This window comes from Rhizobium atlanticum (assembly GCF_030182485.1).
Taxonomy (GTDB): domain Bacteria; phylum Pseudomonadota; class Alphaproteobacteria; order Rhizobiales; family Rhizobiaceae; genus Rhizobium.
In genome coordinates this window covers 21,270-34,019 of record NZ_JAQJCJ010000017.1, presented here as the reverse complement: position 1 = coordinate 34,019, position 12,750 = coordinate 21,270, and the positions used below count along the sequence as shown (strand labels likewise).

General features: G+C 61.7%; 12 protein-coding genes and 1 pseudogene. 8 read left to right on the top strand and 5 right to left on the bottom strand.

Annotation, left to right across the window (positions count from 1 at the left end; genetic code table 11):
• Positions 1–1,476, bottom strand: coding sequence for an NAD(P)-binding domain-containing protein (locus PH551_RS23060; RefSeq protein ID WP_285195184.1), 1,476 nt, complete (start codon positions 1,474–1,476; stop codon positions 1–3).
• Positions 1,473–2,471 (bottom strand): LysR family transcriptional regulator, encoded by a 999-nt coding sequence (locus PH551_RS23055; protein ID WP_285195183.1) that lies wholly within the window; start codon positions 2,469–2,471, stop codon positions 1,473–1,475. Before PH551_RS23055 ends, PH551_RS23060 begins: the two co-directional genes overlap by 4 nt.
• A 158-nt stretch (positions 2,472–2,629) precedes the next feature.
• On the opposite strand from PH551_RS23055, the gene PH551_RS23050 reads away from it, so the two are divergent.
• From PH551_RS23050 to PH551_RS23030, 5 genes and pseudogenes are all read left to right on the top strand, one after another.
• Positions 2,630–3,112 carry a CMD domain-containing protein gene (locus PH551_RS23050; protein WP_285195182.1) on the top strand — a complete coding sequence of 161 codons (483 nt, stop codon included), beginning with the start codon at positions 2,630–2,632 and terminating at the stop codon, positions 3,110–3,112.
• Positions 3,109–3,684 (top strand): peroxidase-related enzyme, encoded by a 576-nt coding sequence (locus tag PH551_RS23045; protein WP_285195181.1) that lies wholly within the window; start codon positions 3,109–3,111, stop codon positions 3,682–3,684. Before PH551_RS23050 ends, PH551_RS23045 begins: the two co-directional genes overlap by 4 nt.
• A gap of 98 nt (positions 3,685–3,782) precedes the next feature.
• Positions 3,783–4,061, top strand: coding sequence for a hypothetical protein (locus PH551_RS23040; RefSeq protein WP_285195180.1), 279 nt, complete (start codon positions 3,783–3,785; stop codon positions 4,059–4,061).
• A gap of 11 nt (positions 4,062–4,072) precedes the next feature.
• Complete coding sequence (locus tag PH551_RS23035; protein WP_285195179.1) at positions 4,073–4,621, top strand: hypothetical protein; 549 nt, start codon at positions 4,073–4,075, stop codon at positions 4,619–4,621.
• A gap of 207 nt (positions 4,622–4,828) precedes the next feature.
• Positions 4,829–7,563, top strand: a pseudogene (locus tag PH551_RS23030) (hybrid sensor histidine kinase/response regulator).
• On the opposite strand, the gene PH551_RS23025 reads toward PH551_RS23030, so the two are convergent.
• Positions 7,523–7,948 carry a hypothetical protein gene (locus PH551_RS23025; protein ID WP_097600870.1) on the bottom strand — a complete coding sequence of 142 codons (426 nt, stop codon included), beginning with the start codon at positions 7,946–7,948 and terminating at the stop codon, positions 7,523–7,525. The pseudogene PH551_RS23030 and the gene PH551_RS23025 overlap by 41 nt on opposite strands.
• A gap of 177 nt (positions 7,949–8,125) precedes the next feature.
• Between PH551_RS23025 and PH551_RS23020 the strand changes: the two genes are divergently transcribed.
• The 3 genes from PH551_RS23020 to PH551_RS23010 all read left to right on the top strand — a co-directional run bounded on the left by PH551_RS23020 (position 8,126) and on the right by PH551_RS23010 (position 9,568).
• Entirely contained in the window at positions 8,126–8,440 is a 315-nt protein-coding gene (locus tag PH551_RS23020; protein WP_285195178.1) for a plasmid stabilization protein, read from the top strand.
• A 109-nt stretch (positions 8,441–8,549) separates the two neighbouring features.
• Complete coding sequence (locus tag PH551_RS23015) at positions 8,550–8,840, top strand: DUF3175 domain-containing protein (protein WP_183701329.1); 291 nt, start codon at positions 8,550–8,552, stop codon at positions 8,838–8,840.
• A 2-nt stretch (positions 8,841–8,842) separates the two neighbouring features.
• Complete coding sequence (locus PH551_RS23010; protein ID WP_285195177.1) at positions 8,843–9,568, top strand: glutathione S-transferase; 726 nt, start codon at positions 8,843–8,845, stop codon at positions 9,566–9,568.
• On the opposite strand, the gene PH551_RS23005 is transcribed toward PH551_RS23010, so the two are convergent.
• Together PH551_RS23005 and glgX are read right to left on the bottom strand one after the other, a co-directional pair.
• Positions 9,541–10,578 (bottom strand): DNA topoisomerase IB, encoded by a 1,038-nt coding sequence (locus tag PH551_RS23005; protein WP_285195176.1) that lies wholly within the window; start codon positions 10,576–10,578, stop codon positions 9,541–9,543. The two genes, PH551_RS23010 and PH551_RS23005, sit on opposite strands and share 28 nt — an antisense overlap.
• 15 nt (positions 10,579–10,593) lie before the next feature.
• Positions 10,594–12,750 carry a glycogen debranching protein GlgX gene (glgX, locus tag PH551_RS23000; RefSeq protein WP_285195175.1) on the bottom strand — a complete coding sequence of 719 codons (2,157 nt, stop codon included), beginning with the start codon at positions 12,748–12,750 and terminating at the stop codon, positions 10,594–10,596.

Below are 12,750 nucleotides of genomic sequence, written 5' to 3'. Positions count from 1 at the left end.
TCAGCTCCTTTCGGAAGATAATTCGGAGAGCGCCTCGGTATCGTCATCGGCCCACTCGTCTCCAAGTAGTTCCGGCGTGTCGAAGGCCTGCAGGTTTTCGAAGTGTTTTGCGCGGTCCGCGACGAAGAGCGATCTGACGATGCCGCGCGCCAGGCGGTCCGCGCCCTCGCTGATTGCGGGGATGTCGCCTGTGAGCTTGCCGTGGCTGAGCGTTGCCGGGAAATTGAAGCAATGGACCTTCGACAGGGCCGGGCACAAGCCCGGTTCCCTCTCGAGAAATTCGAAAGCGTCTCCAAGATCGGGCGAACCTTCGAGTTCCGCATTCGCCATCCCGGCCGGCGTTGGAAAGCGGTCGCGCCAGAGGCGGATGAATGGTTCTAGGGCGGCCAGTTCCGGCCGATTGTTTAGGTCGATCTTGAAGCCCGTGCCGAAGATCAGGAAGTCGACCGGATAGCTTGCGCGAGGGGTCGTTACAACGACGTGGTCGCCCTGCTCTTGCAGACCGCTGATTGGGCTCTCGAGATGAAGGTGAGCCTGCTCGAACGAACTGACGCGCAGCACGCTCGGGCGTGGCGGCGGCGTCTGCTGACCCATGGCATAGTTCAGGAAGCGCCACTTCCACTCGTCGGGAAGTCCTGCAAATCCATGCACGACACCCTGGCTGCCGATGCCAGTGAACTTGTTGATCCGCGGCAGCGTCTTGCGGCGGACGAACATATCGAGACGCGCGGCACCGGCTTCGAGCGCGGACGCCGCGTTGTCCATCGCCGACGCGCCAGCGCCGACCACGCCAACCCGCTTGCCGCGCAGCGCCCCAAAGTCGATCGCGTCAGCGGTGTGCGACCAGAATTTTCTGTCAATATATTCGGCGATGTCGGGCAGGTAGGGGCCGCCGAGGCCGTCGCGCCCCGTTGCCAACACGACGTGGCGGCAAATGATCGTTTCCTTGGCGTCGTCCTGGCTGCAGACGAGGTCGAACATGCCCTCCTCGCGCGGCAGGATCGCATCGACGGCCACGCCGTTGCGCACCGGCAGCTCCAGCACCTTCCGATACCAGATTAGATATTCCATCCACGTCTCGCGAGGCGCGCGCTCGAGCGCGTCCCACGCAGCACGGCCGAAGCGCGCTTCGTAATAGGCCCGGAAGGTCAGCGCCGGCAGGCCCATGGCAGGACCGGTAAGCTGTTTTGGCGAACGAAGCGTACGCATCCGCGCGAAGGTGACCCACGGACCTTCCCGGCCGGCAATCGCCTTATCGAGGACGAGATGGTTGGCAACGCCGAGACGCTTCAGCATTCCGGACGCAACGAGGCCCGCCATGCCGCCGCCGATGATGACAACGTCGACGACCTTCTGGCCATCGGCTTCGCGAGCAGGAACCCAGGCCTTGGAGGGCAATTCCAACCACGAGAGGTCCTGGCGCAGACGCTCTTCGAGAGCGGCGAGGTTGTCGGGAAGCGTAGAAAGGTCGCTCATGTGGGCGCTCCTTCAGAATTGACGGCTTGCCCATAGACAGTATCAGCCAGCGCATCCGCACCATTTGCTTCCAGCAGGCGACAGCCGGGCATTGCCAGGGCCTCCGCGCGTGCGGCCTCGATGACGGCGGTGACCGTCGGGGTGAGCGGCAGCGCCGCTGCTGAGATCGCGCCGAACAGGAAGGGAATTTTCTGGTCGACTTTGCGCATGACGATCCCGTCCATTGGCACGCCACAGACGGTCGCAGGCTCGACGATGGCAACACCCAATCCGGCGCGGACGAGCGAAAGCGCTGTCAGCGAAGCATTCACGTCGATGATACGTTCCGGAGCGACTCCGGCGCGTTCCAGGGCCTCGTCAACGCGATGACGCAGGCGGTATGGATTGGCAAGGGTGATGATTCGGCGATCGGCAATATCCGACAGACGAACCAATTCATCAGCAGCCAGGGGATCGGCTGCACCAATGGCGACGACGCAGGGAGCCTCGGCGATCCAGTGAATTTCCAGACCGGGATGCTCGAGCGGCAGGCTTGATATACCGAGATCAGCCGAGCGAGCGACGATTGCCTGCACCACGTTTTCCGCCGCGAGCGCCTGGACGTGGAGATGGCGAGGAATGAGATCCGCTGGCAAGGCACCCAGTGCCTGCGGCAGGAGCCCTGCCGCAAGCGACGGCGTCGCGGCAATCGTCAGTGTTGCCGGCTCGTCGCGGCCGATCGCCTCCGCCCGCTCCCGGATATGGATGAGACTCGCAAGGTGACGTTCGACCTCGGCATGAAAACGCAGCCCGCGCGAGGTCGGCTGGATGCGCCCGCTGCTTCTATGGAGAAGCGCGTAGCCGAGATCGGCCTCGAGGTCCTGTATCAGCCGGGAAACTGCTGGCTGCGAACGTCCGAGCAGACGGGCCGCGCCGGTTACGCTCCCTGCCGACATTACTGCCGCGAAGGCCTCGAGCTGTCGGATGTCGATCGAGTTACTATGCATATAGGACATCAACCATTCTCCCTCATGTTATTAAAGCATGAGTTTTCCATTAAATCACTGGAGAATAGATAATTATTTCACATAGAGTTCAGAAGGTCATGCTAATTTGACATGGATCATACCGAGGCCTATCTGGTGCTCTCCGCGAGATGCAAAGGAGCTTCCCCTTGACACTCATCGAAACTCTTGCCGCCGTGAGGCCTGGCTCAGCGCTTGCCGAAGCCATCGAGAAGCGTGCCGAAATTCTTCGCCTGAGCGAGGCTGCTCACGACGCCGTGCTCCTTCCCCGCGATCCGGGCGGCCTTTCGCATGGACTGAGAGCCGCTCTCGCCGCGCGCATGGCCCGGCACAACGGCAACGAGGCGCTCGCCGATCACTACGATGATCTCGTTGAACGCGCCGCAGAAAAGTCAACTGCGTTGCTCGCGCAACCGGGCACGAACGTGGATGACGGCTGGACCGCCGAGATCGTCCGTCACGCCGACCGACTGACGCTGGCGCCGCGCGATTCAACCCGGGGCCATATAGAAGCATTGCGAAGCGTGGGCGTTGGCGATGCCGACATCGTCCGCCTTTCCGAGCTGGCCGCCTTCGTGAACTACCAGGTGCGCGTCATCGCAGGATTGGCACTGATCGGAGCAAGGCAATGAGCGAAGTCGTTCACAGCTTCACCACCACGGTTCCGCGCTGGCAGCCCTACATCGTTCCGGTCGACCTTGAGACCGCCACCGAGGAACAGCGCGAAGCGATGCAGATCACGCCATCCAACAAGGGCATCTCGACCTATGTCCTGACTCTCGCACACGATCCGGAATCGCTTGCGGTCCGCTCCCCACTATTCAATCTGATCATGTATGGGAAGGACGGACTTTCATTGGGCGAACGCGAGCTGGGAGCGACCGCCGCCTCCGTCGTCAATCGCTGTGTCTACTGCGCCGCCGTCCACGCGTCCCGGTTCATCAACTATACCAAGCGGACCGACGTGATCGACGCGATCTTCGCCGATGAACTCGGCGCGGAACTCGACGAGCACCTGCAGGCGATCTTCGACTTCTCCGCCCGCCTGTCGACAACGCCTCCGCAAGCGACCAAGGCGGATGCGCAGGATCTCGCCGAAGTCGGTCTCTCCGAGCTTGAATCCCTTGACCTTGTTCTGTCTTCCGCGATCTTCGGCTGGGCGAACCGCCTGATGCATACGCTTGGCGAACCCGTCAAGGATTGAGCTCTGCCGGATTCCGCCGGGCTTTTGTGCCACTGGTTGCGAACTAAACCAGTGAGGGAAAGGTCCGCCGCCCGAAGACGGACCCTGGGTCTCACATCTTGGCTGATAACCGAGCAGGCGCAGTCGGTCCTGAGAGTTGGCCGTCCACATTCGCGCCCTTGATCATCGCTATGCTTGATCTCTGCGCCATCACCCGGCTGCAGTGCGACGGCATCTCGTCCCACCGCGCCGTGGTCTTCCGGGAAAGGATCTCCTATCTGATGAGAAGGCATCCGCAATTGCTTGCCTCTGTCTCGCGCGCGACGGCCGGTCTGGCCGGCCTCGTGCTCGTCGCCGTCGCCGCGGTCGAGATAGCAAACTGGTTGGACGCGCGATGAGGATCAGGCCGATGCGAAGACTTCAGACTATACTTGCTTCGGCAGCAATTGCGTTCGTGCCTTTCACCACCGCCCTTGCGGACGATGGTCTGTCTTCGTTCGACCGTTTCGTCGATCGCTGTCTGGACCGCGGGCCGCAGTATGATCGCGCGGCCGCCCTCGCCCACCGAAACAAATGGCCGGCGCTTGCTGCCGATATGGTGTTGAGCATTCTTCCTCTTTCGGAGCCGGTGGCGTTCGACGGCTGGATAACCGGGGCGGGCAGCGCGGCGCCCTTCGAAGCCCTGGTCGTTGGAAGAGGCATGGTCGGCGAGAAGCCCGTCGAGAGCTGCACGATGGCCTTCGCCGGGACCGACGCCGCGGGCTTCGAGCACAGTCTTGTTTCGACAAAAGAGGCAAAACCATCCGGCGAGCAGAACGGGGAAGGACGTATCAGGAAGTTCTTCACGATCGAGCGCGATGGGTTGAAAGAGGCGGTGACGCTCGATCTTCCCATCTACCCTAACGGCAGCGACGAGGTGCTCGCGAGCGTCGTCGCCGAGCAGCAGACCGAGCACTGAACTTGCCCCGATGACAAAGCGCTGAATACCGAGCGGCAACCATATTTCAACCGAACCCTTTCCCCGCCATCGCAAGCCTCTATGTTGACGGTGGACGAGCTGAATCCTTACGGCGCCGCGCATCTTTTCAGGCGCCCAAGAAATGCTGTAGAACTTTGAATCGCTGCCGCTCGCACCGGCGCGGTGGCGATAGGGAAGCGGTTTTGAATGGGAAGCGTCGGCAACGGCTGGCCGAGAGGCGGCGGCAAAATCGGCGAATTGTTGCGGCATCCGGCCTTTGACGCCGTCGGTCTCGGACCGGTCGAAAGCTGGCCTGCGTCTCTCAAGCATATCGCCGAAATGGTGTTGAATTCGCGCCAGCCGAAATTCGTCGCCTGGGGTCCGGATCTCGCCTTTCTCTACAATGATGCCTACGTGCCTGTTTTCCCCGACCGGCATCCTGGCGCACTCGGAAGACCCTTTCGCGAGGTTTGGGCGGATATCTGGGAACAGTTCTCGCCGATCGTCGCCAGCACGCTTGAAGGCAGGCCGCAGCTCTTCAAGGAGCTGCTCATCCCGATGCGCCGGGACGGCCGCACCGAGGATACCTGGTTTACCTTCTCCTATACGCCGCTGCGCGACGATGACGGCGCCATTGCCGGCATCCTTTGCGCGACCCTCGACGTCACCGACCAAGTGGCGGCCAAGCGGGGCGAGAAGCTGGCGCTGGAAGAACTGCGCGCCAAATCGGAGGCGCTTGCCGTCGTCAACCAGGCGGGGGCCGCTATCACCGTCGAGCCCGATGTCGAACGCCTCACCCAGATTGTCGTCGATGCGGGTGTGACGCTGACAGGCGCCGAATTCGGCGCCTTCTTCTACAATGTCGATGATGGCGAGGGCGGCAGCTACATGCTTTACGCCCTCTCCGGCGTCGAACGGAAGAACTTCGAGAAATTCCCGATGCACGCAATACGAAGGTCTTTGAGCCGACCTTCAGCGGTGAAGGCATCGTGCGCTCCGACGACATTCTGCTCGACCCGCGCTACGGCCAGAATCCGCCGCATGCCGGCATGCCGAAAGGGCATTTGCCGGTCAGAAGCTATCTTGCCGTGCCGGTGAAATCGCGCGACGGCAGCGTCATCGGCGGCTTGTTTTTCGGCCACGGCGAACCCGGCCGCTTCTCTCAAGCCGCCGAGGCGAGCCTCGTCAGCCTTGCCGGCCAATCGGCGGTCGCAATCGACAATATCCGGCTGTTCCGTGCCGCCAAAATCGAAATCGACCAGCGCCGCCACATGGAAGATCAGCTGCGCAAACTCAACGATATGCTCGAGGTCCGGGTCGCGGCCGAGATCGCGGATCGCCAACAGGCTGAAGCAGCGCTCCGGCAATCGCAGAAGATGGAATCGATCGGCAAGCTCACCGGCGGCGTTGCCCATGACTTCAATAATCTGCTGCAGGTTATCTCGGGCAATCTGCAGCTTCTAGGCAAGGACGTGGCGGAAAATGGCCGGGCCAGAGAGCGCATTTCGAATGCGCTTGCCGCCGTCGAACGCGGCTCGCGACTGGCAAGCCAGCTGCTCGCCTTCGGCCGCCGCCAGGCGCTGGAACCGAAGGTCGTCAATATCGGCCGCCTGGTCACCGGCATGGATGACATGCTGCGTCGCGCGCTCGGCGAGGAAATCGAAGTGGAGACCATCGTCTCCGGCGGCCTCTGGAACACCTTCGCCGATCCTGCCCAGATCGAGAACGCCCTGCTCAACCTCGCGATCAACTCGCGCGACGCAATGGGTGGTGTCGGCAAGCTGACGATCGAGGTCGGCAACGCCTTCCTCGATGATTCCTACAGCCGCACCCATCCCGAGGTGAAGGCCGGCCAATATGTCGTGCTCGCCGTCACCGATACCGGCTCCGGCATGACGCAAGAGGTGATGGAGCAGGCCTTCGAGCCGTTCTTTTCGACAAAACCGGAAGGCAAGGGCACCGGTCTCGGCCTCTCCATGGTTTACGGTTTCGTCAAGCAGTCCGGCGGTCACGTGAAGATCTACAGCGAGATCGGCGAGGGTACGACCGTCAAACTCTACCTCGCCCGCTCGTTGCGCAGCGAGGATCGCGCCGCGGCGGCCGACAACCTTCCGGCAACCGGTGGGACCGAAACCATTCTCGTCGCCGAGGACGACGAGGGTGTTCGCGCCACGGTCGTCGAGATGCTCTCGGATCTCGGCTATTACGTGCTGAAGGCGAAGGATGCGCAAAGCGCCCTCACCGTCATTGAAAGCGGTGCCCACATCGACCTGCTCTTTACCGATGTCGTCATGCCCGGTCCGTTGCGCAGCCCGGAGCTTGCCCGCATGGCGCGACAGCGCCTGCCCGACATCGCCGTGCTCTACACCTCGGGCTATACGGAAAACTCAATCGTTCACGGCGGCAGGCTCGATCCAGGCCTGGAGCTGCTCTCCAAGCCCTATACGCGCGAGGAGCTCGCCCGCAAGATCCGCCAGGTGCTCGCCAACCGGCCGCAACGCCACCAGGCAGAGGCCAATGCGCCGGTGTCCAATGCAAAGCAACCCGATCCAAAGGTTCCCGGCACGGCCGGAAAGCTGAAGCTGCTGCTCGTCGAAGACGATGCATTCATCCGGATGGATACCGCCGAAATCCTGCAGGATCTCGGCTACGACGTCATCGAGGCGGGCAGCGGCGAACAGGGCATTGATATCCTTGGTCACACGCTCATCAACGTGATCGTCGTCGATGTCGGCCTGCCCGGCATGTCGGGCTCGGCCTTCGCCGCCAAGGCGCGGGAAGCCTTTCCTTCCGTCGGCCTGGTCTTCGCCACGGGCGACAGCGACCCGCCCGACGCCGCTCGCTTCTCCGGCTCGGTGCTGCTGATGAAACCCTACACCAGCGCTGCGCTCGACCGGGCGGTCAAGAGAGCCGTCCAGCTTTCCCAAGCTGAACCGCCCTAACCGCACCGTCGAACTCGGGATATTTGCGCATCAGGTCGACCTCGCTGGTGCAGCTGTCGTCGCGCGCCGTCAATTCGATCGAGATCGTGTCGCCAGGATCGAGGCGGCCGTCGTCATGATGGTCGCCATCGTGATGGCTGCCGCCGTCGTAACGACTACCGTCATTGTGATAGACGGGAATGCGGGCGCCGCTCTGGCTGACAAGCACGGCATCCTTCTTGAAACCCCTCTGTAGCAGCCAGTCGCGCGGCGCCATCAGGCGGATATCGACCTCGTAGGAATGTCCCTTCCCTTCCTTGAAGCTGACCGTGTAGGTGACCGGCGATACCTGGCCGTTCACGTCGATCGTGCCGTTTCCATCGGCTTTGACGATGTGTTTTTCCATGTTCTCGGTTCCTTGCTGCATGCGGGCTTAAGTAGGCTTGCCCATCGAAAACACGACAAAATCGGCTTTTGTTCCGAAATCTGGGACAATGACCCTATAGGGAACTTTTCCCCTCCCCACCGGTTGGATTCTCTTACAAACTGCGTTCGAGCGCTTTGCAAACCACAGGAGGCGAAGATGCCGCGAGGAGACAAATCCGACTATACCGACAAGCAGAAACGCAAGGCCGAACACATCGAGGAGAGCTACGAGGAGCGCGGCGTCTCTGAGAAGGAGGCCGAACGGCGCGCCTGGGCGACCGTCAACAAGGACAGCGGCGGCGGCAACAAATCCGGTTCCGGCCGCGGCAAGAAGGATACGCATGAATCCTCCAAAAAGGGCGGCCGGGCCGGCGGCGCTGCATCCGCGGCACGCTCGAAGGAGGAACGCTCCGCTTCCGCCAAGAAGGCGGCCGCGACACGCAAGCGCAACGAGCACCATAGCCACCACTAAACATGTGCCGAAGGGTGTGAGCGGTCTCGGGCGGCACCATGCTCCAACCAATCGAGAAGAGGACGGCAGGCGCCAGTTTGTCGCCAGTCCGTCCGGCAAGGATTTTGTCATGGCCAAATCGAAGAAGAAATGGTCGCAGGACGTTACCGAACACAGCAACGCGATGGACCTCAAGGAAGGCGTGTTCAAATCGGACGATCCGAAGGAGATCGCCCGCTCGATCAAGCGCTCCGCCGAGGAAAGCGACCGCCGCAAGTCCAGCCCGTTTCGCGCTGCCATGTCGATGCTGACCTTCTACATCAACCGCGCTGGCGAGCAGCTGTCGAAAAAGCGGCGCGGCACCCTTGAAAAGGCCAAGGACGAACTGCGAAAAGACTTCGGTCGTCAATCGAGGCGTTGAGCATGGCATATGAGCTTTATTATTGGGACGGCATCCAAGGCCGCGGCGAATTCGTACGCTTGGCGCTGGAGGAAGCCGGCGCCGACTATGTGGACGTCACGCGTCAGCCCGGCCGGGGAACGGGCGCCATGCTCGAGATCATGAAGAGCGAAGGCGAGCCGCACATTCCCTTCGCTCCGCCCTTCCTGAAGGACGGCGACCTCATTATCCCGCATGTCGCCAACATCCTGTTTTACCTCGGGCCGAATCTCGGCCTTGCGCCGGAGGACGAAAGCCTTCGCTATGTCGCCAACGGCCTGCAGCTCACCATCGCCGATTTCGTTGCCGAAGTGCACGATACCCACCACCCGATCGACGTGTCGCTTTATTACGAAGACCAGAGGCAGGAAGCCAAAGCACGCTCGGCCGCCTTCATCCGGGACCGCATTCCCAAATTCCTCGGTTATTTCGAGCGCGTTCTGAAGCGCAATCCGAAAGGCGCCGATCATATAGTCGGCAATGCGCTCACCTATGTCGACCTCTCGCTTTTTCAGGTGATCGAGGGCCTCACCTATGCCTTTCCCAAGGCGATGAAGAAGAGCAAGGCCGAATACCCCGCTCTCCTTGCCCTTCATGATGCGGTGGCGAAGCGGCCGAACATCGCCCGCTATCTCGCCTCCCCTCGCCGCCTCGCCTTCAACGAGGAAGGGATTTTCAGACACTATCCGGAGCTGGACGGCGCGAGCTGAAGAGATCCCTCGGTCTCGCATATCAGGAAATCAAGCAGCCTGTTTTCTTCGGCCCGCAAGCCCCGCAGCGGCTCGCTACCGCCCTCGATCAAAGGATGATCATTGCCGGCCAGCGCGATGATTGCCGGATGGATATAGCTCGAGCGCGAGATCGCCGGCGTATTGTGCAGCGCCTCGGCCGCAGCCTCCGACATTTCCTTCACCGTCGGCCGTCCGCCGCCGACGATCCTTTCGCGGGCGACCCCGAAGGCCGCCAGCGATCCGGCCCAGGTGCGGAAGGTCTTGGCGGAGATCGGAATGCCCGATATTTCGGCCAAATAGGCATTCAGCCGGCCGGAGTCGACCGGTTTCAGCACGCCGCTTTCATCCTTCCAGACGAAGAGCTGGCGGCCGGGAAGGTCGGAAATCTCTTCCAGGATTTTCTGCAGCCTGGGATGCTTGAGACTGCGCTGGACGCGCTTGCCGCCCTTGGCCCGGAATTTGAGCTCGATCCGCCCGTCGACGATTTTCAGATGCCGCTTCAAGAGCGTCGTCGCGCCATAGGTGCCGTTCTCCCTGACATAGGCCTGATTGCCGACCCGCAGATGCGCCTCGTCGAGCAGCGTCGTCAAAGCCGCCAGCACGCCGTTGACATCCTCGACGCCGGTGTCGAGATGCCGCAGGACGGTGCGGCGGATCTTCGGCAGCGCCTGACCGAATTCGATCAGTTGGTAGAATTTTCCGGCGCTGCGGAACGATTGCCAGTCCTTGTGATAGCGGTATTGTTTGCGCCCGCGCGCATCGATACCGGTCGCCTGCAGATGACCGTTCTCGTAGAGACAGATCCAGACGTTCTCGTAGGCTGGCGGCAAGCCGAGCGCGCCGATGCGCGCCCGCTGCGATTCATCCGAAAGCGTCGTACCGTCAGGCATCACATAGCTGAAGCCCTTGCCTTTCCTGCGCCTGCGGATGCCCGGTTCGGTATCGCTGACATAGATCAGGCCAAGTTCGGTAATGGCTTCGGCATTCATGCTGTTGGCGCCCTGCTATTTGCTCCGGCGGCCGAACTGGAACCACCGGCGGCGCTGGGCCTTGGTCGCCCCTTCCGGCGGTTGCGTCTGGCCTGTCGGCGCGAATACGGCGACGCTCTGGGTATAGACCATGACGGGATTGGCTTCGTCGTGTACCTCGAAGGCACCGGTTTCAGCCCCGGTGTCGAGAACGCGTGACCACTGTTTCAGTCCGTTCACGATTGGCAGATGAACCTCGCAATCGCCGCCGGCGTTGAAGACGAGGAAGAGGTCATCCATCTTCTCGGTATCGAGTGCGTGCACGCTCTTCGAGAAGTACACGCCAAGGACCTGCAGTCCATCGTCGTTCCAGGCCGCGTCATCCATAAAATTGCCGTCCGGCTTGTACCAGGCGATCTCGATACGCCCGTCCTCGCTGGTTTCGCCGGTCAGGAACCGCTCCTGCCTGAGGACCGGATGAGCCTTGCGGAAGGCGACGGCCTGCCGACAGAAATCGAGGAAGGGATCGTCGAGCCCATCCCAGCCTGTCCAGCCGATCTCATTGTCCTGGCAATAGGCGTTGTTATTGCCGCCCTGGCTGTTGCCGAGCTCGTCGCCGGCCAGGATCATCGGCACGCCCTGGGACAGCATCAGCGTCGCCATCATGTTGCGCCGCCGGCGTGCGCGTGCCGCGTTAATATTGGCATCATCGGTGGCGCCCTCGAAGCCCATATTGTCGGAATGATTGTCCGAATGCCCGTCCCGGTTATCCTCGCCGTTCGCCTCATTGTGTTTGCCGTCGAAGGAAACCGCATCCATCAACGTAAAGCCGTCATGGGCCGATAGAAGATTGATCGAGGAGGTCGCCCCCCGATCGGAATGGTTGAATTGCGGCGCCGAGCCGGTGATGCGCGCCGCCAGTTCCGACACCATTCCACTGTCGCCCTTCCAGAAACGGCGCACGTCGTCGCGGAACTTGTCGTTCCATTCGCGGAAAGGGTGCGGGAAACCGCCGACCTGATAGCCGCCCGCGCCGATATCCCAGGGCTCGGCGATCAGCTTGACGCCGGCAAGGATCGGATCCTGACGAATGGCGCCGAAGAACAGCCCCTGCCGGTCGAACTCCAGATCCTGTCGCCCGAGCGTGCTGGCGAGATCGAAGCGGAAGCCATCGATATGCATGACGCCGACCCAATAGCGGAGGCTGTCGAGCACCATGCGCATCACCAGCGGATTGGCGACATTCAGCGTGTTGCCGGTCCCTGTTGTATCGAAGGTATGACGGGGATCATCGGGTGAAAGGATATAATAGCTCGCATTGTCGAGCCCACGGAAGGACAGCGTCGGCCCCTTCTCGCTGCCTTCGGCCGTATGGTTGTAGACCACGTCCATGATGACCTCGATGCCGGCCGCATGGAACCGCTTCACCATGGTCTTGATCTCGGTGATCTTGTCACTCGAGAGATAGCGCGACTGCGGCGCGAAGAAACCGAGCGTCTGGTAACCCCAATAGTTTCGCAGCTTCTTTTCGACCAGATAACGGTCGTCGAGGAAATACTGGATCGGCAGGAGCTCGATCGCCGAAATGCCGAGCTTGACGAGATGATCGATGATCGGATCGCTGCACATGCCGAGAAAGGTGCCGCGCAGCCGGTCCGGCACTTTCGGATGCGTCATCGTCAGGCCCCGCACATGCGCCTCGTAGATGATCGTATCCGTCCAGGGCCGGCGGATCGCCTCTTCACCCGCCCAGTCGAAATCGGGATCCTGCACGACGCTCTTGACCATGAAAGGCGCACTGTCACGGTCGTCGAAGGAAAGATCGTCCTCACCGATCCGATAGCCGAACAGCGCGTCATGCCACTGCAGTTCGCCCGTCACCTGTTTGGCATAAGGGTCGAGCAAAAGCTTGTTCGGATTGAAACGATGGCCGGCGCCGGGATCGTAGGGGCCATGGGCGCGATAGCCGTAGACGGTGCCCGGTCCAATGCCGGCGATATAGCCCGACCAGATATCGCCCTCGCGTTTGGGCAAGGGCAGCCGAGCGATTTCATCCTTTCCGTCGGGTGAAAACAGGCAGAGCTCGATCTGTTCCGCATGCGCCGAGAAGACGGCGAAATGAGTGCCGGAACCCGTATACTCCGCCCCCAGCTCCGGCTTGAGGAAGTCGAGTTCCGAAAATGAAAAGCTCAT